Origin of the sequence: Halalkalibaculum roseum, from assembly GCF_011059145.1 — a bacterium.
Classification (GTDB): domain Bacteria; phylum Bacteroidota; class Rhodothermia; order Balneolales; family Balneolaceae; genus Halalkalibaculum; species Halalkalibaculum roseum.
On the sequence record NZ_JAALLT010000001.1, the window covers coordinates 944557 to 964868 of the forward strand.

General features: G+C 44.2%; 18 protein-coding genes. 10 read left to right on the top strand and 8 right to left on the bottom strand.

What is annotated here, in order from left to right; genetic code table 11:
• Nucleotides 1-110: 110 nt before the first annotated feature.
• On the bottom strand, nt 111-1469 hold the full coding sequence (locus G3570_RS03855; protein ID WP_165139336.1) for a Y-family DNA polymerase: 1359 nt from the start codon (nt 1467-1469) through the stop codon (nt 111-113).
• 118 nt (nt 1470-1587) lie between these two features.
• Here G3570_RS03855 and G3570_RS03860 point away from each other — a divergent pair, with 118 nt between their 5' ends.
• The gene (locus tag G3570_RS03860; protein ID WP_165139338.1) at nt 1588-1914 is read left to right on the top strand and encodes a hypothetical protein; all 327 of its coding nucleotides are present in this window, start codon (nt 1588-1590) and stop codon (nt 1912-1914) included.
• 200 nt (nt 1915-2114) lie between these two features.
• Here G3570_RS03860 and lexA read toward each other — a convergent pair whose 3' ends face one another.
• The gene (gene lexA, locus G3570_RS03865; RefSeq protein WP_249066639.1) at nt 2115-2756 is read right to left on the bottom strand and encodes a transcriptional repressor LexA; all 642 of its coding nucleotides are present in this window, start codon (nt 2754-2756) and stop codon (nt 2115-2117) included.
• A 471-nt stretch (nt 2757-3227) separates the two neighbouring features.
• On the opposite strand from lexA, the gene G3570_RS03870 reads away from it, so the two are divergent.
• On the top strand, nt 3228-4766 hold the full coding sequence (locus G3570_RS03870) for a sensor histidine kinase (RefSeq protein ID WP_165139340.1): 1539 nt from the start codon (nt 3228-3230) through the stop codon (nt 4764-4766).
• Nucleotides 4767-4843: 77 nt separating this feature from the next.
• On the opposite strand, the gene G3570_RS03875 is transcribed toward G3570_RS03870, so the two are convergent.
• From G3570_RS03875 to G3570_RS03885, 3 genes are all read right to left on the bottom strand, one after another.
• Nucleotides 4844-5389 carry a GNAT family N-acetyltransferase gene (locus G3570_RS03875; RefSeq protein WP_165139342.1) on the bottom strand — a complete coding sequence of 182 codons (546 nt, stop codon included), beginning with the start codon at nt 5387-5389 and terminating at the stop codon, nt 4844-4846.
• Between the two features lie 241 nt (nt 5390-5630).
• Nucleotides 5631-6716: a BamA/TamA family outer membrane protein gene (locus tag G3570_RS03880; RefSeq protein ID WP_165139344.1), complete on the bottom strand. Its 1086-nt coding sequence runs from the start codon at nt 6714-6716 to the stop codon at nt 5631-5633.
• Nucleotides 6713-7207 carry a hypothetical protein gene (locus G3570_RS03885; protein WP_165139346.1) on the bottom strand — a complete coding sequence of 165 codons (495 nt, stop codon included), beginning with the start codon at nt 7205-7207 and terminating at the stop codon, nt 6713-6715. Before G3570_RS03885 ends, G3570_RS03880 begins: the two co-directional genes overlap by 4 nt.
• 263 nt (nt 7208-7470) lie before the next feature.
• On the opposite strand from G3570_RS03885, the gene G3570_RS03890 reads away from it, so the two are divergent.
• The 6 genes from G3570_RS03890 to G3570_RS03915 all read left to right on the top strand — a co-directional run bounded on the left by G3570_RS03890 (nt 7471) and on the right by G3570_RS03915 (nt 14754).
• Nucleotides 7471-9798, top strand: coding sequence for a hybrid sensor histidine kinase/response regulator transcription factor (locus G3570_RS03890; protein ID WP_165139348.1), 2328 nt, complete (start codon nt 7471-7473; stop codon nt 9796-9798).
• Nucleotides 9799-10086: 288 nt separating this feature from the next.
• A complete protein-coding gene (locus tag G3570_RS03895) occupies nt 10087-10899 on the top strand; it encodes an aspartyl/asparaginyl beta-hydroxylase domain-containing protein (protein ID WP_165139350.1) in 813 nt (270 codons plus the stop codon).
• 36 nt (nt 10900-10935) lie between these two features.
• Nucleotides 10936-11514, top strand: coding sequence for a hypothetical protein (locus G3570_RS03900; RefSeq protein ID WP_165139352.1), 579 nt, complete (start codon nt 10936-10938; stop codon nt 11512-11514).
• Between the two features lie 265 nt (nt 11515-11779).
• The gene (locus G3570_RS03905; RefSeq protein WP_165139354.1) at nt 11780-12226 is read left to right on the top strand and encodes a helix-turn-helix domain-containing protein; all 447 of its coding nucleotides are present in this window, start codon (nt 11780-11782) and stop codon (nt 12224-12226) included.
• Between the two features lie 124 nt (nt 12227-12350).
• On the top strand, nt 12351-13616 hold the full coding sequence (locus tag G3570_RS03910; RefSeq protein ID WP_165139356.1) for a parallel beta-helix domain-containing protein: 1266 nt from the start codon (nt 12351-12353) through the stop codon (nt 13614-13616).
• Between the two features lie 10 nt (nt 13617-13626).
• Entirely contained in the window at nt 13627-14754 is a 1128-nt protein-coding gene (locus G3570_RS03915; protein WP_165139358.1) for an SO2930 family diheme c-type cytochrome, read from the top strand.
• An 88-nt stretch (nt 14755-14842) separates the two neighbouring features.
• Here the strand turns inward: G3570_RS03915 and G3570_RS03920 are convergent, their stop codons facing one another.
• On the bottom strand, nt 14843-15061 hold the full coding sequence (locus G3570_RS03920) for a cold-shock protein (protein ID WP_165139360.1): 219 nt from the start codon (nt 15059-15061) through the stop codon (nt 14843-14845).
• A 279-nt stretch (nt 15062-15340) separates the two neighbouring features.
• Between G3570_RS03920 and G3570_RS03925 the strand changes: the two genes are divergently transcribed.
• Nucleotides 15341-16708, top strand: coding sequence for a sugar porter family MFS transporter (locus G3570_RS03925; protein WP_165139362.1), 1368 nt, complete (start codon nt 15341-15343; stop codon nt 16706-16708).
• Between the two features lie 55 nt (nt 16709-16763).
• Nucleotides 16764-17660: a carbohydrate kinase family protein gene (locus G3570_RS03930; RefSeq protein ID WP_165139364.1), complete on the top strand. Its 897-nt coding sequence runs from the start codon at nt 16764-16766 to the stop codon at nt 17658-17660.
• On the opposite strand, the gene G3570_RS03935 is transcribed toward G3570_RS03930, so the two are convergent.
• Both G3570_RS03935 and G3570_RS03940 read right to left on the bottom strand, forming a co-directional pair.
• Nucleotides 17649-18893, bottom strand: coding sequence for a Gfo/Idh/MocA family protein (locus tag G3570_RS03935; protein ID WP_165139366.1), 1245 nt, complete (start codon nt 18891-18893; stop codon nt 17649-17651). The two genes, G3570_RS03930 and G3570_RS03935, sit on opposite strands and share 12 nt — an antisense overlap.
• 129 nt (nt 18894-19022) lie before the next feature.
• Nucleotides 19023-20156: an adenylate/guanylate cyclase domain-containing protein gene (locus G3570_RS03940; protein ID WP_165139368.1), complete on the bottom strand. Its 1134-nt coding sequence runs from the start codon at nt 20154-20156 to the stop codon at nt 19023-19025.
• Between the last annotated feature and the right edge of the window lie 156 nt (nt 20157-20312).

Sequence of the window (20312 nt, forward strand, 5' to 3'; positions counted from 1 at the left end):
TTTGATATTTTTGAGTTACTAATTATCACAAAATAAGTAACGTGCTGAGAGCCGGATATGTTAGTATCAGCTTAATCTATTGTTTATTATTGTCTTAGGTTCGAAGAGGTTTATATAGACCGTTCTTTGAAGTGCGTATTACCCTTGACATCGAAGTGGCTGATGCCATGATTGATGGTTTCTAATCCAAAGCGGTTGTTGAGATAGTCCATCGCCCGGTACATGCGCCGGAACTTGGGATTTTCCTGGAAAAATAATTCTGCCTGGGTGGTCATATTCAATTCTGTGGTTCCAAGCATGATGGCGCGGAATGTTTTGCCGCGGTCTTTGTAATAAAAAAGCATGGGCATAACTTTTTCCAGGCAGTTGCCCAATACATACTCGTCAAGATTGGTAAGGCCCGGCGCGCGAAAGGTAAAGGAGAAGCCCTCTTTGTCAACGCTCTGAAAACGGACATTGCCGAAAAACTTGTCCGACTTCTTGCCGTATCCCCGCAGCCGGTAACAGACCTGTTTGGTGGCTTTGGCGAATTCTCCTGCCACCCGCCACGGGTCGTCGGTCCATGTAGAAAAAGTATGGCCGTAGGAGACCCGCTCCGGGATGTATTCGGTATCATCGCTTACGATAGCGCGATCTTTGCCGGCCGCCGTTTCCCAGAGCAGTTTGCCGAAATACTTCCCAAAAAGGTTTTGAAAGAGGGGATAGCCGCGTTCGATGGCCTCTTCAATGGTATAGATGCCGCGGCTCTTGAGTTTTTCAAACCGCCTGCGTCCGATGCCCCATACTTCGTCAAGCGGGAGAGGCCAGATGTTGTCCCGGATATCCTCTTTACTGTTTAGCACGGTAAGACCATTGGGTTTTTCGAGGTCGGAAGCCAGCTTGGAGTAGGTTTTGGAAGTGGATATGCCGACGCTGCACTGCAGTCCGGTCTCTTCGAGTATGGCTTCCTTGATATCCCAGCCGAACTCTACCAGCTGTTCGTACGATTCCGACTGTTTCCAGGTGATGTCCATGAAATACTCGTCCATGCTGTAGGCCTCTACATCCGGGGAGAAGGTATCCAGCACGGCTTTGATTCTTTTGCTGAAGGCGCGGTATTTTTCGTAATCTACTTGTTTGAATACCACGAAGGGACAGAGCTTATAGGCTTCCAGGGCACTCATGCCGGTTTTAATGCCCCAGTTGCGCGCTTCATAAGAGCTGGTTGCCACGATGCCTTTCACAGTGCCGTCTTCCTTGCGCCATCCGCCCACTACCACCGGTATGCCGTAGAGGTTGTAACAGAGTTGTTCTACCTGAGCGTAGAAGGCATTCATATCTACGTGTACATACAGTCGATCGCCCAGGCTGCGATGCTGCATGTCGGCCGCCACGGTCTGGTAGCGGGTGATGTTGTGCACGTTTTTACTGAGCTGGTAGTGCCCGGGATTAGGAAGGTCGGGTAGGTTGTCATTTTCGATGAAATTCATGTTTGAAAAAGCGCTGAGTGTTGTTATACTGTATATGTACGTTTGTACATATAATAAAAAATTGGGTTAAGCAATCAAACTACTTTAGCAACAAGATTTGAACGAAGAGGGTAAGTCGATGAGCGAGAATAACGCAAACCGAAACGGGAACAACAGGCCGAAGGACCCGGAGCCGCTGGTTGTGATTACCACGGTGGCTTCCTTCGCTGACAAAGAGCGGGAGATTATCCGCCGCCTGCAGCCGATAAAAATTCTGCGGCGCAACGGACAGGTTCACCACGTACACAAGATCCGCAAATGTCATGAAGAGCCTGTAGGTCACGGGCATAAGCAGGTTCATGTAACTCTTCAAACCCGGGATGACCGCTACCTGGATATCGTGTTCGATACCCGCAAGGTCGGCTGGTACCTGGTCTACGAAGAAGCAGGCATGCTGCTGGATTAGCCTGTGTTTTTTGCCTCGGATTTACACGGATCCGTGGAAATCCGAGGCATCATTCCATGCTTCTCAGTCCGCCGCTCTGCTGCGGAATGAATTGTGAGCCTGGCAGTGCTCTAATTGGCTTCCTGAGCAGAGCGCCGGACGCAGGGAGGAATGAGAGTGGTTGTCAATTCATCAAAACCGTGAAAATTCGCGGCAAAAAACTAGTACGGCGACTTAAACAGTCCCTGTTCATTGAGGTGACCCACATACTTGCCAAGGATGCGTACCTCCTCCGATTCATCAGGCTCAATAATAATGTCATCAAAATCAGGGTTGGCGGGTTTGAGACGAAGACGGTTTTGCTCCTTTTGAATCTTTTTGAGGGTGGTCTCTCCATTGTAGAGTACTGCTCCCACATCCCCGTTTCGCAGTTCCGTGTTTGAAAGCAGTACAAAATCCCCGTCGGTGATATTCAGCTCTTTCATGCTCATTCCTTTCACGCGTAGGGCAAAAATGTTTTCAGCCTGAGGGAAAAGATTGTTGAAAGTAAGCTCACCGAGGTCCGACTCAATAGCTTCCTGCATGGATCCCGCTGCAATTTCTCCGAGAATGGGGATGGAGGAACCGGTATTCTCGCTGCCGGGCCATACATCCAGGGTAGAGCGGAAGGTATAGTGGTCAGCCCCGTCCTTGCGTAGGTATCCCTTTTCAACCAGGGCCTGATGATACTGTACCGAACTGTTGGGTGATTTAAAGCCATTGAGTTCGGCGGCTTCCCGGTGGCTGGGAAGCCGCAGGTGCTTTCGAAAGAAAGCTACCAGGCTGTCGTAAAATTGCTGCTGTTTTTCCGTGAGGGATTCCATATCGATAATTGTGTACGTTTGTACATAATTTAAGGGAAGCAGCTATCAAATGAAAACAGGATCTGAATGTTGTATTAACCGCAGATTCATAAGGATTTTTTATGGTTTCCCTCTCTGCTTCCGGCGCTCTGCTCCGGAAGCAAGGAGCTGGTATAGCCGAGATCACGATTCATTCCGCAGCAGAGCGGCGGAATGAGGGTGGTATCACTGTATAAAATCCGTGCCAATTCGCGGCAATAAAGCTTGNGGAGCTGGTATAGCCGAGATCACGATTCATTCCGCAGCAGAGCGGCGGAATGAGGGTGGTATCACTGTATAAAATCCGTGCCAATTCGCGGCAATAAAGCTTGATTTGTTGTATATGAATGAATTTAAAGTCATATTTATATATATCTGAGACGGCTAATGTCCTTGCCTTATCAGCAAAAATGCTGAGGGATATGATTATGATTTAACCCTGTCGATAGGCATATGAGAATTCTGTCTCAGGATTTATCATTAAGGAGATTTCTTACCATAGGAGACTATGAGCAGGATGAAGGTTTTAGAAGCCTGTTGAGAAGTATTGCACGTAAAGGACTCTTTATCTATGGTCTGTTAGGTTCATTGATTCTTGTCATATTTGTAACAAGTCATGTGTTTCTTGACGGCAAGAGCATTACATGGGATTACAGCAGCCTAAATACAGAAGTTGAAATACTGATTCTGGATAAGGTGCTGATCTTTCTATTTGCTTCACTTCTTATGCTGCTATCCCAAACCACCATTTCATTGAAATGGATTCGTATACTGGTTTTTCTTCTGGTATGGTTTATTTGTATTGCCATGCTCATTGAAGATATTGCCGGGCAGGATACTTCATTCACTATGGCTTATACGGCCATTGCATTATTATTTGCTGCCGTAACGGTTCCCTATACAGGGTGGCAAATGGCTCTATTATCATTCTCTGTGATTGTTTCAACATGGTTTGCTTTCGATCTCCTACCGGTACTCATGAATTTAGATAGCGAGGTGGCACTTCAGCTAAACCTTGGTCAAATCATCTTTATAACGATAGTTGCATTTTTGTTGACCGGAACTTCATCACAGATCTATATTACTCGCTTTGAACAGTACAGAGCTCAAAAAAAAGCGGAAGATCTCAGTGCCACTCTAAAGGAACGTTCTGCTGAGCTGGAAAACTCTTTAAGAGAGTTGGAGAATACCAAAGACCAGCTCGTTCAGCGTGAAAAGCTGGCCTCTTTGGGCCAGCTTACTGCAGGCATCGCTCATGAACTTAAAAACCCTCTGAATTTTGTTAATAATTTTTCTGAACTGAGTAGAGAACTGGTTCAGGAAGCTCGTGAAGAGATTTCTTCAGCGAATGATATTCCTGAAGATGCTTTTGTGATTTTAGAAAATATAGAAGCGAACCTTCAAAAAATTCAAAGTCATGGTTCCCGAGCTGACCGTATAATTCATTCTATGCTGGAACATTCTCGCAGAGGCAGCGGCAACGTAGAAAGTTGGGATTTGAATAAGCTGGTAATTGAGTATGTTAATTTGGCTTATCACGGCATGAAGGCTAAAGATGAGCCTCTCAATCCTGATATTGAATTGGATTTAGATGACAAGATTGAGAAGATTCCAATAATAGCAGAAGATTTCAGTAGGGTCATACTTAATATTTGTAATAACGCTTTCGATGCAATGAAGGAAAAATTCAAAGCAACAGAGTCCGGAGCTCAATCTGCTTATGAGTATGAGCCAAAACTCAAAGTGCAAACTCGAAGGACAGATAGTGGTATAACCATCGAATTTGAGGATAATGGTCCGGGCATACCTGAAGATGTTTTGGATAAGATCATGCAGCCTTTCTTCACCACCAAAAAGGGAAAAGATGGGACAGGGCTTGGACTTTCAATTAGCAGCGATATTGTGAAAGCACACGGCGGGCATATTTCTGTACAATCAGAACCCGGCTCTGGGGCCATCATTATGATCACGCTGAGAGGAGCAGAGGCATAAGGCCAATCTACTTTGCTTTCTGCACTCTGATCTGGAAGTGGAGAGGTAAGCTGTATTAATATCGTGAAAATTCGCAGCTAAAATCTTTTAAATTCACTTCTCAATAAGCCGTAAAAAAGGGCGTCTTGAATTTCCCCGTTAATAAAGTAACGCTCCCTCATTAGTCCCTCTTTTTGAAAGTTGAACTTTTCCAGCAGGTTTATTGAGGATGAATTGCGTGGGTCTACATCGGCTTCGATGCGATGGAGTTTCAGTTTTATAAATCCAAATCTAAGAATTGCCGGAAGCGCCTCGATCATATAGCCATTTCCCCAATACTGTGGATGCAGTGCAAAACCTACTTCAGCACGGTGATGTTCTTGATCCAAGCCCGATAAAGCACATGTACCGATCAGTTCCTGATTTTGGTTTGAAATGATTCCCCATTCAAGAAGACTTTCATCCTTAGAACCTGAGATGGTTCTTTGAATAAATTCATTGGCCTCTTCTTTTTCTTCCAGTGTATCATGACCCCAGTAGCGGGTAACATCAGGATTTGAAAAGATTTCAAAAATGCGGTCGGTATCATTGTATGTTAAGGGACGCAGCCTAAGGCGTTTGGTTTTAAGTTGGGGTAGATCCAAAATGGAATAGTTGCTTCGGGTTTTAAAAATATATGAATCAATAGTATTGCAGTATAATTAGTCACAGATTAGTGTAAATCTGGGGCTAATAAAAGTCTTATCTCCGCTACCCTCGGGATGCAAGGAGCCGGTATTGCTGAGATCACGATTTATTCCGCAGCAGAGCGGCGGAATGAGGAAAGGAGGGAAACAAAAAAAATCCGTGGAGATCTGCGGCTAAAAAATCCGTTTCAATCCACATTTAAAAAGCTTCGTTTAGGTCAATATAATCACCTGATGAATCCTTCCCTATTCCGTAATCGAGGCGGATATTAATCTTCTCGGCCCGGTCAAACAGATACCGTATACCGATACCGGCAGAGTATTTTAGTCTATCAAGCTGCAAGTCATTGGCATGGTGAAAGACATCTCCGGCCCCTGCAAAAGCGACGAATCCCAGACGTCCGATGAGAGGCGCCACTCGGTACTCCAACTGAAAGGCCGCCAAATGACGATCGATATACCGAACAGATGAGTAGCCACGCAACCGATCACCGATTCCGGGAAGCACGCGAAACGGAACGGTTCCGGATGATAACGAAACCATTCCCTGAACAGCCAGAACCTGTGAATTTTTTATCGGAAAGTATTTTCTCATATCCAGAGTGTACCGGGAAAAGGAAAAATCGCTTCCCAGTATTTTCTGAGCTGAGGTAAGTTCAAGGGTATGATAACTTCCACTCGACGGGTAAAATTGGTTATCTCTGCTGTCATGCCTTAACACCAGTCCGGCCGAGGAAACGGTAGAAGTACCGCTACCCGCAAGCTGATTCGATGCCAGGAATCCCGTCTCCTCCTGAGCGTCGACCTCACTTCGTCTGAAGGAATAACTAACCCCCAGGTAATAGTTGGAACCGATGTGAACTGTGCCCTGTACAGATCCTTCATAAAGGGTCTCTGTAAACTTTTCCTGGTCATCTCCGGAGCTATTATTACCTATGCCATAAAAAGATGTAGGCCATTCTTTGAAGGAGAGGCTGCCGGAAATATTCATTATGCCATTTCTTAGCCATAGAACAGGTCGTAGAAGTATGTGGTATTGCCTGTTAAGAGTGTAATACGCATCCATTCGGACACTAGAGGGTTTTTCGGTGGAGGAGGTCCTGAAAATTACCTGGGGTAACACTCCTCCCGCCAGTCGTGTATCCGGCGATGAGAACACAATAGGCAGTACCATTAACCGTACATTTTTCTTTTGCAGGGAATCACTTTGGGTGGAATCAGGGAGTGAAGTATCAGACGATTCTAGAGATCCAACTATGATTATTGCCACGAGAAGAAAAGTCATGGGTAAGGAATTTTGTGACCCTTATTGTCGGACTTCTTCTTCTGCTGTTGATGCTCTTCTTTCCGGTCCTCGTCCAGATATCGTATTGCCAGTGCTTTACCCCAGGATTTGGGCGGTTGTCGAAAAATTCTGGGAGACGGATTTAATTTCCCGGGTTTGGGGGGTGGGAGATAGGTAGGGTTTAAAGGAGCCGATGAATAATTAGGTATTGATTGATATTCGATGGGCAGAATGGCATGGGCTCCGATACGCTGTGCCTTGTTTCTCATCTTCTCAAAAACAAACTCTCCGTTGTCATAAGAAGGGGAGCTCGCTTCGAGAGTTGCAATCACGATGTGAGATCTTTCAGGAGTTCCGGTCAGGATTTCAACAGAACGTGTAGGTTTGTATCGTTTTTCAACGGTATAATGCACCTTCGTTGAGCCGCATCCCTGTAACAAACTGAGAATGACTGCAAATGCTATCCATGATATTGTAACCGGCGTTTTCATAACACATAAAATTTACTAACAGTAAATTTAAACCAATATGTTGATCTATACACTTATAGGTAAATAATTAACGAGTAAATGGCACTACCTAAAATTCCATTACTATCATATTTTAGGTGCAATAGTCGCTCAAACAGCCGCTCCGGGCATGAATCAGTTGTATTTATCTGTATTTAAAACCATATTGATATTAGTACGGCACGTTATCCTGCATCAAAGAAGAGACCCTTGGGCCAATAGGGATCAATGTAGGGTGCACATATATGAAACTATTTTCACAAGAACTGTCGCCAAAAGCCTTCCTAACTATCGGGCCGTATGAGCAGGATAGAGAGTTTAGGATATTGCTTCGAACCATTGCTCATAAGGGATTGGTCATTTTTGGGATAATTGGAGCAGTTGTTGTTGTATTGCATGCCGGCAGCCATACCCTGATCAAAGGTTCAGAAATTATATGGGATTACAGCCAATATAATGGAGATCGTCAGTACCTGATCATTGATAAGGTTCTCATCTTTATTTTGTGTTCATCTTTAATTCTGCTTTCGCGTACAGATATCTCCCTGAAATGGACCCGTATATTGGTATTTATACTGATCTGGTTTACTACTCTGGCGATGCTGATTGAGGATATAGTCGGGGCCGATACTACATTTACGATGGCGTGGACCACGGTGGCTTTATTATTTGCAGCGGTAATGGTACCATATACCGGCTGGCAGATTGCCCTGTTATCAGTGACCGTTATTATTTCCACAATATTTGCCCTGGACTATTTACCTGTATTACTGGGTGTTGAGCTTACCGAGCCGCTCCGGATAGATTTGGGGCAAAAAATCTTCATTTCCGTTGTAAGTATTCTTTTGACAGGCACTGCTTCACAAATTTATCTGAATAGGTATGAACAGTTCAGTGCCCGGAAACAAGCCGAGAGATTAAGTGAAATACTGGAAGAGCGGGCAGAAGTGCTTGAAATGTTGAAGAATAAGTCAGAAAAGCAGGCTCAAGAAATTCTTGAACACGAGAAACTGAAAGACCGGTTCTTTGCCAATATTAGTCATGAATTCAGGACACCCCTGACCTTAATATTGGGTCCTCTGCAGGATATGCTGGAGAGAGATGAGCAGAATGGCATGACTAAAGTGAGTACAAATTTGCTTAGAATAATGAAAAGCAATGGGGAACAGCTCCTGAACCTGATAAATCAGTTGTTGGATCTATCCAAAATTGATGCCCGGCAGATTCAATTAAAGATACGAGAGGTTGACCTGGGAGAGTTTTTAACTCAAAAAGTTCAGACGTTCGTACCCCTTGCGGAGTCACAGGAGATATCGCTGAATATTGAAACCGAAGATACCCCTATCCATGCAGAGATAGATCCAGGGCATTTAGAACAGGTGATTAGCAACCTGGTTTCCAATGCCATCAAGTTTACCACAAAGGGCGGCACTGTTACGGTATCCCTCTCAGAATATAACGGAACCCGTGATCTGGTAAGAATCAGTGTGAAAGACGATGGCATCGGTATTCACAAAGAAGATCTCGCCCATATATTTGACCGTTTTTACCAGGCACCCGAATCAGACGGTGTTGAAACCCGCGGAACGGGCATTGGTTTAGCCCTGGTAAAGGAGATCGTTGAATTACACAGGGGTGACGTTGAAGTACATAGTGAGCCGGGCAAAGGCAGTAAGTTCGTGATATATCTCCATAAAAAATTTCCCGGACCGCCAGACTATTTAAAGCAATTATCGGCTTCCAATGGGCGGGAGAGTTTAGAGTCGGAACCGGTTGATTTGTACGACGAGGAATGGGCAGAGAGTGCTCCCCCGGAGGCTCCAAAGGTTTTGCTGGTTGATGATAATCCGGACATTCTAACTTATCTGGAACCCAGGCTTTCAACCCGGTATCAGGTGTTGGCTACAGAAAGCAGTCTTAAGGCAATAGAATGGATAAAGAGCAAGAAAATTGATCTCATCATCAGCGACGTCATGATGCCAGAACCTGATGGTTTTGAGCTGTGCCGTATTGTTAAAGAAAGTACAGAGTGGAATCACATACCGGTTATTCTGCTTACAGCACGTGTTTCAGAAGAGAGCAAAATAGAGGGCTTGGAACTTGGAGCCGATGATTATATCAGTAAACCGTTCAGCGCTTCCGAATTGATGGCAAGGGTCGAAAATTTGATTGAGCTGCGCCGCATGCTGCGTAATAAGTTCAGCGAGGAAATTCGACTGAAGGGTAAGGAGGTGGAGGTTGATTCCGAAGAAGCCCGTTTCCTGAAAGAGGTTCAGTCCGTGATTGAAAAGCACATGGAGAATAGTAATTTTGGCGTTGATTGGCTGGCCGATGAGGTAAACCTTAGCACTCGTCAGCTGCAACGAAAAATGAGAGCCATTACCGATTTGTCAGCCGGAGGCTATATTCGCATGATGCGCCTGGAGCGAGCCAGTCAGTTGATCAGTCAGGAATGGGGCAATGTCTCCGAAATTGCCTATAAGGTTGGCTTCCAGGACGCTAAATACTTTTCAAAGCTATTCAAACAGACATTTGGCAGCACACCAACTGAATACGCAGAGACTGAAGCATAAATGTCGCACGAATAGCTTAGTTTAAGTTTCAGAATATAAAGCCAACCGGTAAACCACATCCCACACTTCGCTGGTTTCTTAGGTCTAGAAACTGACGGAGATCTAAGTTTTATATCTTAGAAGTCAAAAATATAGAGGCAAAATTTAGAAAAAAATATCGCTTCATTAGATTGAGGACATGAAATGTCCTCAATTTCCCCTCAGTTTGTCGCATCATTCTACCCTTCCGCTAATAAGTTGCTAATGCCAAAAGGTAATGCTTGAACAATAATAACTAATTACGGAGCTATGAATGCATTCATTGAACAATTCAGAAAGAGAAGGCGAAACTTTGTAAAAGATCTGGGTGGGAAAGTGTTATGGAAACTTGAACGAATAATGATTAATCATTCCAAAGTGTCAACGGATCCGTTCCTGGACCCATATCAATTTGAATGGGCAACGTTTCTTGAGCAGAATTGGAGAATCATACGGGCGGAGCTGGACCGGATATTGGAGTACAAAGAGCGTATCCCCAGATTTCAGGATATCTCGGAAGATCAGCAGTCAATCAGCAAAGATGACGATTGGAGAACTTTCTTTCTGTATGGTTTTGGATACAAGGCAAAGATTAACTGTTCCAAATGTCCGGAAACGACCCGGCTGATTGAATCTATTCCCGATATGACCACTGCCTTCTTTTCCATACTCAATCCGGGCAAGCATATACCGGAACACCGTGGCGTATTTAAGGGATTTCTGAGATACCATCTCGGGCTCAAAGTACCGCGCCAGGCTGAGAATTGTCGTATCCGTGTGGATGGTGAGACTGCTCACTGGAAGGAAGGAAAAGGGATGCTGTTTGACGATACCTATCAGCATGAAGTTTGGAATGATACAAATGAAACAAGAGTAGTACTGCTTCTGGATATCAAGCGTCCGCTCAGGTTTCCTGCCAATGTACTCAATACGATGCTTATAAATTTGATAAAACATACCGGTTATGTACAGGATGCTAAAAAGAATCAGGAAGCCTGGGAGCGCAAATTTGAGACAGCAATTGAGAGAACTGACCCTGCAAGAAAGGAGGCAGCCAAGGATTACGAAAAAACAATCATGTAAACTACATGGTTTAAAATTATTTGGAGGTTATGTGTCATGAAATTCTATAATGTAATAAACAGGTGGAAGTGGCTGGCACTCGTTCTTTTTATTTTCTTTCCGCTTAAATTGGAAGCACAACCCGACGCCATCAAGGTAGGAGATAAGGTTAAAATTATTTCTTCTTTATATGACTACAGAATCGTGAGCGGATGGGTTGACGAGATGAGCCCGTTTGGAATTCGGATTTCCGATGGCAATGAGCAAATAACATTATCTTATCATTCAATTGAGAGTATTAAAGTAAAAAATGGACAAAAAACCCGATGGAGATTGGGTATGGGTTTGGGAATTATACCGGGTGCAATAGTGGGTGCATTGACCATGAATAAGAGATGTAATGCCGATGTGGATCCATGCTTCATGGATCTTACAGATTTGGAAAATGCTCTAAAAATAATGACAGGTGCTGTTATTGGTATGGGGTTTGGTGCGTTGATCGGTTCCGAATTCACAACCGATAACTGGCAACGCGTATCATTAGGTTTTACATTAAATAATTTGGATACAAACCGAAACCTCGACTCTTTTAGTTTTGGTCCTTCAGTGACTATGAGAATACCGCTAAACCAGTGATTTTCTTTACATAAAAGTTTAATTATTCCCAGACAGCTTCCTTCTTGTCGTTTTCGTATACCTACCAGATTTGAGACCATAAACTCCCCCCCCCAATTACAGCAATATCTTGCTGGACAGATAGATCCTACTCGCTTTTAATGGGCCGTATTTCCGTTAATTATCACAAAATGTCAGATTTCTCCCCCTAGCTCGTCAGGTATTTCATCCTTTATTCGGTTTATCTAATAAGTGAATAACATAGTAAACCGAGTGAGGTCTTAATATGAATAATCAAACCATCCATAACGCTGTTGATGAACTCAAATCGAATCTAACTGATGTTGCCCGGGTATTCGAATGGGCAGACTTGATGGGATATGAAGACCCCAAACGATTTTCCGAAAAATTTCTGAGGCACTATGGTGTAAGGCCCCAGAAAATCATGGAACTGATACGCCTGGAGAGCATTATTCGATACCTGAGATCGAATGAAAATCTTTCGAACTACAAGATAGCGCGAATGCATAGCCTGCCTTGCGAAAAGACACTTAATAATTTTACCAATTATCACACCGGTTATTCGCCCACGGCATTGAAAGAGAAAAGCAAAGAAGAGATAGGGCACTTGATGGAAGGCTTATGGAGTAAAATTATGGAGGAATATGCCGTAGGAAAGACAGGGATTGTGCTTGTTGAACGAAGGTATGAACATTGGAGAGAAACAGGTTGAATGGTCATGCCTTATCACATTTTAGTGGCTTGATCCAATGACGTTATCATGTTTACGTAAATCTGTCTAAGCCACTTTTCCATTCGCGTAAATATCCACCATAACCACTAAGCAAGAGGCATCTATGAAAACTAATATGAACAAACGTTTAGGTATACTTACCGTTCTATCTTTAATTATTTTGGCGTCGGGTTGTAAAGAGCCGCCTCCCTGTGATTTCGAAATCAGACCGGGTCCGGCAGCCCAAAACCAGATGCAGACCGCACTGAACCAGGTGAAAGACGGTTGTACGATTTCCCTGAGTGATGGAGTATTTGAATTTAGCAGGGGGCTCACCATGGATTCAAAATCCAATGTCACAATCAAGGGAGTAAGCCGGGAAAATACCATACTCTCTTTTGAAAATCAGGAAACGGGAGCGGATGGCCTGCTCATCTCGAATTCCGATGACATCATTGTAAAAGATTTAACAATTCGGGATACAATGGGTGATGCGCTTAAATTTACAGACAGCCAAAGTATCGTGATGCTGAGGCTAAACACCATCTGGAGCGGCGAACCCTCGGAAGACAATGGTGCTTATGGTCTTTACCCGGTGGAAAGCAGCAATATACTTATAGATGACTGCTACTCTTACGGGGCTTCCGACTCGGGCATATATGTCGGTCAATCGGATAACGCCATCGTCAGAAACTCACGGGCTGAGGGTAATGTGATAGGTATTGAAATTGAAAATACCACTGGTGCAGACGTGTATGACAATGTTGTCTACGAAAACGCTGCCGGTATAATGGTTATCAATCTACCCGGACTGTCCCAATTAGGAAGTCAGACCAGGATTTTTAACAATACAATCACTGATAACAACCTGGGTAATTTTGCTCATCACGGACATATAGCCGCAGAGGTACCCGCTGGAACCGGTATTTTAACGCTCAGTATCACAGATGTAGAAATATTCAACAACGATCTCCACGAGAACAATGTGGTCGGTACAGCTGTGGCCAGTTACCTTGCCCTTGTTGGAATTGGAGTAGCACCCGAACCCACGGATCCGAATTATAATCCATACCCCGGCAATATCTATATCCATGATAACAGTTATAGCAGGAGTAATAATTATGCGCCTGCGGAAGAACAGTCAGACTTCGGGAACCTGCTGGTGCAGAGTTTCGGAGCGAATCCGATACCTGATTTCATATTAGACGGTATCTTTTTGCCGGAGAGCGGTGAGTCTGGCACTATCTGCATTGAAAACAACGACGGCAGCAGTTTTGTCAATCTGAACCTGCTGAATGATTTTCCGAACAATTTAAGTTTCGATGCTTCTCCTCACGCATGTTCTATGGACCCGTTGCCGGAAATCGTACTGGATATTCCACAAATCTAAACAGACTGCAATGAGAGCCTGCCCAAAAAATAAGCTGAAAGTAAAGCCCACGGTCACGCTGCTTTGGTCAGCAGTGTGGCTGCTTTCAGCTTATCTTCTCACAGGATGCATGAAAGGGAATGATGTCAACTGTATGTTCGGAATTGATACTCCCTGCATAGCTGTAGATAATCCCCATCAACAGCTTTCGGAATATAGTTTGTTCCGGGGTGACATCAGTGAACTCGAACCGGTAGACAGGTTAATTCCGTATGACCTAAACACGCCCTTATTTTCCGATTATGCCAGAAAAAAGCGCTTTATTTATATACCACCGGATTCATCCATAGCCTATTCATCAGAGAATAGTCTCATTTTTCCGATAGGTACTGTTTTGGTAAAGAATTTCTTTTACAACATCAATGAGCAAGATCAATCTATGGGACGCATTCTCATCGAGACTCGGCTTATGATACTCACTGCTCACGGATGGACGGCAAATACCTATGTATGGAATGAAAATCAAACAGAAGCCGAATTAGTGCAGGTAGGGGATAGCAAACAGATTGAATGGGTTGATGCAGAGGGTATGCAGCAAAAGGTTAAGTACCAGATTCCCTCCATTAATGATTGTAAAACCTGTCACTCTTTTAATGGTGGACTCGTTTTAATCGGCCCTAAAGTCCGTAATCTAAACAAATCGTTCACCTATAACGACATGACTGAAAATCAACTGGTCTATTGGAACCGGCTCGGTTTTCTTGAGGATATTCCGGTACCGGATAGCCTTGCCCGGCTCCCGGCTTGGGATGATACTGCAACAGGAACCATTCATGACCGCGCACGGGCTTATCTTGATGTAAATTGCGGTATGTGTCATAATCCGGGAGGTTCGGCTAACAACTCAAGGCTGTTTCTAAATCTGGAAAATGACAATCCCTATAACCTGGGAATATTTAAACGTCCACTTGCCACCGGTGGGGGATCGGGTGATTTGGAGTTCGATATCGTACCGGGGAAACCGGATTCATCTATACTTGTCTACCGATTAGAATCAACAGAACCCCAAATAAGAATGCCGGAACTGGGACGAACACTGGTACATGAGGAAGGTGTGAAACTTATCCGCGAATGGATTGACCAAATGGAATTCGAGTAGTAGGGCGGAAGTGGATGAAATGGCATTAATTAAAAAAGCCTGCTTCGTTAGGAAGCAGGCTTTTTAGTAGCGAGTTTAAAACTCGAAATTACTTATAATCCAGGCTTCGAACGTTAATTGCGCTTAAGCCTTTAGGTGTCTCTTCAACTTCAAACTCTACAGCTTCGTCGTCTTCAAGTCCTTGATTGTAATCTAAATTTTCTACATTGTTTCTGTGGACGAAAATATCTTTTCCTCCGTCCTCTGGTGCGATAAATCCAAATCCCTTTTCAGTATCGAACCATTTTACTTTTCCTTGTTGTGTCATTTGTACTGTGTAATTGTTTTGATCACCATGGAGCTTCATTCAAAGAAGAGAGTCGTCTAAACGCGTCAATCTTAAATACTTCACTCGAGGTGGGTAATTAAATATAACGCCCAAAATTATGAGACTTATTGCAAAATACCAATTCTTATTTATGGTTGATTTTTGTCGGCAATTGGGCGATTGTTGATATTCTTTTATAAGGCAGATATTTACTTAGCAAGATGGTATACCATCATCAAAAACGGGTAAAAAAGATAATTCCAAGTAGCCTAACCTATTATGCTGAAAACCAAATCCATTCTTCTTTCATCTATTGTAGCTTCTCTGGCAGGATTTCTTTTTGGATTTGACACAATTGTAATATCGGGAGCTGATCGTCCCATTCAGCTGCTGTGGGAAACCAGTGATCTCTTTCACGGCACCTTCATTATGTCAATGGCACTCTGGGGAACGGTGATCGGCGCGCTGTTTGGTGGCATACCTTGTGATAAATTCGGCAGGAAGAAGACCTTATTTTGGATCGGTATTTTGTATCTGTTGTCAGCTCTCGGTTCGGCATTGGCTCCCGATCCCTATATTTTCTCCTTCTCGAGATTCATAGGCGGACTCGGAGTAGGGGCCTCTTCGGTGGCGGCACCAATCTATATCTCTGAGATAACACCTCCCGGCAGCAGGGGGCGTCTGGTAGCTTCCTACCAGTTCAACATCGTTTTCGGTATACTGGTGGCATTTTTGTCTAACTACATGATTGGAGAATATTTCGGAGACAATTCCTGGCGATGGATGCTCGGAGTTGAGGCCTTGCCTGCTGCTATTTACTCCATGCTGGTTATCGGGGTGCCGGAGAGTCCACGTTGGTTAACCCTAAAGAAAAAAGACGAATCAGCTGCAAGAGAATTACTGAGCCAGCTTAGTCCAAAAGAAAACATCAGTGAAATGATGGAGGCTATCAAAAACTCTGTCTCTGATACGGCACAGGTTTCATTCTTTTCAAAGAAATTTCGTTTTCCAATACTCCTTGCTTTTTTACTGGCATTTTTCAACCAGCTCTCAGGGATAAATTTTGTGCTCTATTATGCCCCGCGTATTTTTGAGCAGGCAGGCATTGCCGCCAGTGATGTGCTTGGGGCATCTATACCCCTGGGTATTGTGAACCTGTTGTTTACTCTCCTGGGAATGTACCTCATTGACAAGGTGGGGAGGAAGCAGCTGATGTATTACGGCTCCTTCGGGTATATTTTATCACTACTGGGTGTTTCCTGGGCCTTTTATACCGGGGCTGAAGGGGTTATGGTGGTTGCTTTTGTATCGGCCTTTATTGCATCTCATGCTATTGGACAGGGGGCAGTAATCTGGGTATTTATTTCAGAAATTTTCCCAAATTCTGTTCGGGATTATGGCATGTCGCTCGGTTCGGGAACACATTGGATCTTTGCTGCAATCATTACACTGGTCACTCCAACCGTATTGGCCAATTTTTCGGGAGGGACTATCTTTGCATTTTTTGCGGGTATGATGGTACTGCAGCTGCTGTTTGTGTGGGGACTCATGCCGGAGACCAAAAACAAGAGCCTTGAAGAACTTGAAAAAGAACTGCTTCCTGATGATGCCGAAATTACAGGGGCATGGGAACAACCTGAGATTTAGAATAGCGCAATTATTTATCTAAAAATTTGTTCAGCTTGATATAATCCGCCAAAAAATGAATAAAAATCCGGTCATAACATGTGTTGGAGAAGTGCTCTGGGATGCGTTGCCCGGTGGTATTTATTTGGGCGGGGCTCCACTGAATGTCTGCTTAAATCTGAATAGACTGGGAGCGGAAGCCCGAATGGTTAGTCGTGTGGGTGAAGATCGCTTGGGGAGTGAAGCAAAAGACCGCATTGAACGAGGAGGGTTGGACAGTGATTTTATTCAAGTCGATAAAGAGCATGAAACCGGGTTCGTCAAGGTACAACTTAATTCAGACGGCGATCCGGAATATGTAATAATGCAACCCGTAGCATGGGATTTTATTAACCTTCAGCAAAAAAAGATTGTAGAGTTATTGGAAAACTCATGGGCGGTGGTTTACGGCACACTGGCTCATCGGCAAAATCATGGATTGCGCAACTTATCGGAACTCAGTTGTCTCAAAGTACTGGATATGAATTTGAGGGCACCTCATTTTGAAAAAGATACTGTTCTGGAACTGGTTAAGGGAGCCGATATCCTGAAAATGAACATGGACGAGTTGGAGCTTCTCAAAAGCTGGTATTCAATTTCAGGGAGTACAGAAAAAGCACTCAGAGAAATTGCTGCAAGGTGTAGTTGCCTGACGATTTGTGTAACCCGGGGCGGTGATGGAGCTGTAATGCTGCATAAAAGGCAGTGGTTTGAACATGGGGGTTACCCTGTAACCGTTATGGATGCGGTAGGTGCGGGTGATGCATTTCTTGCTGCTCTGCTGTATGGATTAAGCGTAGACAGAAATCAAGAGGAACTGCTTCCCCTAGCAAACGCGGCGGGAGCTTATGTGGCGTCCCAATCCGGTGCCAATCCGGAATACTCAATTAGCGATCTCGATTCCGTGATTGAAGGTAAGCTTTTACTTCAATAACACTTCAGCTCCTTCGCCTCTGGCAATGAGCGAACGGTACTCCTCGAGTTCCTGCTGAACAATTGGGTTTTCTAGCTTCAGCGTTTGCCCTTTCTCCGCTGAAAGGTAACAGGCCTGACACAACACGGTGATCTCTTTTCCATAATTCCAGTCAAGCATAGCATCTTTGCCTGCGAGAAATGCATCTCTCATATCTTCGATTTCTCCGATATAACCATAAAGGTCCGCTTCATTGGGCTGCAGGGCCAATAAACCTTTGCTGGAAGTGGACTTTTCGAGAGCTTCTTCACTGTCTGCCACAGCCTCGGCCGCTTCATCACCTATAAAAATTTCGGAAGGAGAGCGAAGGGTGTTGACTTCAAGAGCATAACCTGGTCCCAAACCTTCTACCGAAATACGCAGGCCTTGCTTGTCGTACATCCAGGAATCGGTAAACTGAGCTTTTACCACCTGACCTGTTTCGGGATTTTTATAGTTGATGGTGCCGGTACAAAAATCTTCTGCCGGCGTCGCAGCGTAGTCTACCCCAAATTTCTCTTTAAGCTGTTTGCGATATTTTGGCTGTCCCCACTTTAGAAGACTTGTATCAGCCTGAACGCTGATGGGCTCCAGGAACAGGGGGTCTTTATCAGGGGGCGTTAAAATGTGGCGTGAGGCTGCGATACTATGACAGCCCATATCCGAAAGGGCACCGCCGCCCTGTTTTATGGGATTCCAGAACCATGAGCTGTGCGGACCGGAGTGTTCTTCTGTACTCCTGGCAAGTGCCATGTTGCCCATGGCTTGCATTTGCGGTTCCAATTGTTTCAGAGCTTTGTTGATACCCGGAACGTGTAGCTGGTTTTCAAAGTAGGCGGTAAGTAGTTCTGCTGACTCTGCAAGCTCAACCATTCTGGTAGCCTCTGCTATAGTACGTCCCAATGGCTTCTCACAAATCACACCTATAAGCTCGACGCCGGCTGAAACGCTATCGGCGATTTCTTCCATCACTTCTACACGGGTAAAGTTTGGAGAGAGGATGGCGACAGCATCACTGTTTTCACAAACTTCCTTAATGCTGTCACATATTACCGGTTGACCCAGCAAATGTTCTTTTGCAAAACGGGCTAAATCTTCAGCGCTCGACCTATTATATATGGCTGATAATTCAACACCGCGTACCTGTAACATGGCTTTAGCGAGGAAGTGGGCAATGAAACCGGAACCTATAAATCCAATCTTAAGTGTTTTCAAAGCAGTAAGTATTTATGTGAGGAATTGGACAATAATTAAAACAATCTTTCCGTGGAATGCATAAAAAACTTAAACAATGAAGGGAGTATATACTGGTTCAGAATGCCGGATTAAGCGGTGGGAGAAAGTCTAACTGCTTTCTCTGCGGGAGCGGATGTTATATATATTGTCTGACTTTTTCCTGAATACCTCGAAGTAGGGAATGCTCACCCCTTTCCCCTTGATAGTTGCCTCTTTGGGTCCTGAAGTTTCAAACTCATCTTTTACAAGCTCCCGGGTATGTTCACTGATGATGATGGAATTGGGGATTTTCTTACTGATGGCTTCCATGCGCGAGGCGACGTTTACCGTATTCCCAATGACGGTGTATTCCATGTAATCATTGGTGCCTACATTTCCCACCACCACTTCACCGGTATTAATTCCGATACCGATTTTTATTTCAGTACCCAGCAGGTCGGCATATTTTTTATTGATACTGCCCAGCGATTCTATCATGTCAAGCGCAGCGGAAACGGCATTGGTATGATTATCTATATAAGAAACCGGCGCACCGAATACAGCCAGCAATCCGTCACCCATATACTTGTTAATGGAACCTTTATTTTTCTTTATGCAATCTGAAATCTCATTCCAGTAGTCATTGAGAAAACTGACCACCTGAGAAGGACGCAGGTGTGAGGCAAATTGGGTAAACCCGCGGATGTCGGCAAAAAGTACCGAAACAACGCGCGATTCTCCGGGACTCATAAGCTGTTCATCGCTCGAGTCGAGTGCTTGCGATACCACTTCGCCCGGTACATAGCGCTTGAATAACTTAAGGATATCCTCTTGCTTGCTTTTGAACTTTTCGATCTCCCCGGATAGTTCACGATTGTGATACTCAGCTTCACTGAGTTTCAATGCCCCATCGAGCACCATCTTTAAATCTTTGTCATCATAGGGATAGTTGACGTAGCGGTAAATTAGATTCTTTTTAATCGCTATGTCCAGTGATTCCGTGTCTTCAGATTCTGCAAAAATGATACTGAGAACCTCGGGCTTAGAGTGGGATATACTTTCACTGAACTGCAGCCCCGTCATGTCGTTCATTTTCTGCTTGATGAGCACCACATGGATATCATACTCTTCCAGAGTTTTGAATCCTTTGCGGATGGAAGAGGCAGTAAAAACATTGTAATGACGTACGAATTGCGATCGGAACAGATTTAAATCATGCTCCTCATCGGATATCATTAATACGTTACCGCTGTTCTGATGCATTGGGGTATATTATTTCACACAGATAATTCAATATAGATAAAGGAAGGAAATCAAACAATAAAATGTCCTAATATGCATTTTGGGATCCACAGAGTAGGTTTTTCGATGGGTTGGGCCCCATCCCGGAAGACAATCACACAGGTTAAGTAAAAAATA

Coding starts and splice junctions, on each gene's coding strand:
- G3570_RS03855 (WP_165139336.1), bottom strand. CDS start 1,469: ATGAATTTCATCGAAAATGACAACCTACCCGACCTTCCTAATCCCGGG.
- G3570_RS03860 (WP_165139338.1), top strand. CDS start 1,588: ATGAGCGAGAATAACGCAAACCGAAACGGGAACAACAGGCCGAAGGAC.
- lexA (WP_249066639.1), bottom strand. CDS start 2,756: ATGGAATCCCTCACGGAAAAACAGCAGCAATTTTACGACAGCCTGGTA.
- G3570_RS03870 (WP_165139340.1), top strand. CDS start 3,228: ATGAGAATTCTGTCTCAGGATTTATCATTAAGGAGATTTCTTACCATA.
- G3570_RS03880 (WP_165139344.1), bottom strand. CDS start 6,716: ATGACTTTTCTTCTCGTGGCAATAATCATAGTTGGATCTCTAGAATCG.
- G3570_RS03885 (WP_165139346.1), bottom strand. CDS start 7,207: ATGAAAACGCCGGTTACAATATCATGGATAGCATTTGCAGTCATTCTC.
- G3570_RS03890 (WP_165139348.1), top strand. CDS start 7,471: ATGAAACTATTTTCACAAGAACTGTCGCCAAAAGCCTTCCTAACTATC.
- G3570_RS03895 (WP_165139350.1), top strand. CDS start 10,087: ATGAATGCATTCATTGAACAATTCAGAAAGAGAAGGCGAAACTTTGTA.
- G3570_RS03900 (WP_165139352.1), top strand. CDS start 10,936: ATGAAATTCTATAATGTAATAAACAGGTGGAAGTGGCTGGCACTCGTT.
- G3570_RS03905 (WP_165139354.1), top strand. CDS start 11,780: ATGAATAATCAAACCATCCATAACGCTGTTGATGAACTCAAATCGAAT.
- G3570_RS03910 (WP_165139356.1), top strand. CDS start 12,351: ATGAAAACTAATATGAACAAACGTTTAGGTATACTTACCGTTCTATCT.
- G3570_RS03915 (WP_165139358.1), top strand. CDS start 13,627: ATGAGAGCCTGCCCAAAAAATAAGCTGAAAGTAAAGCCCACGGTCACG.
- G3570_RS03920 (WP_165139360.1), bottom strand. CDS start 15,061: ATGACACAACAAGGAAAAGTAAAATGGTTCGATACTGAAAAGGGATTT.
- G3570_RS03925 (WP_165139362.1), top strand. CDS start 15,341: ATGCTGAAAACCAAATCCATTCTTCTTTCATCTATTGTAGCTTCTCTG.
- G3570_RS03930 (WP_165139364.1), top strand. CDS start 16,764: ATGAATAAAAATCCGGTCATAACATGTGTTGGAGAAGTGCTCTGGGAT.
- G3570_RS03940 (WP_165139368.1), bottom strand. CDS start 20,156: ATGCATCAGAACAGCGGTAACGTATTAATGATATCCGATGAGGAGCAT.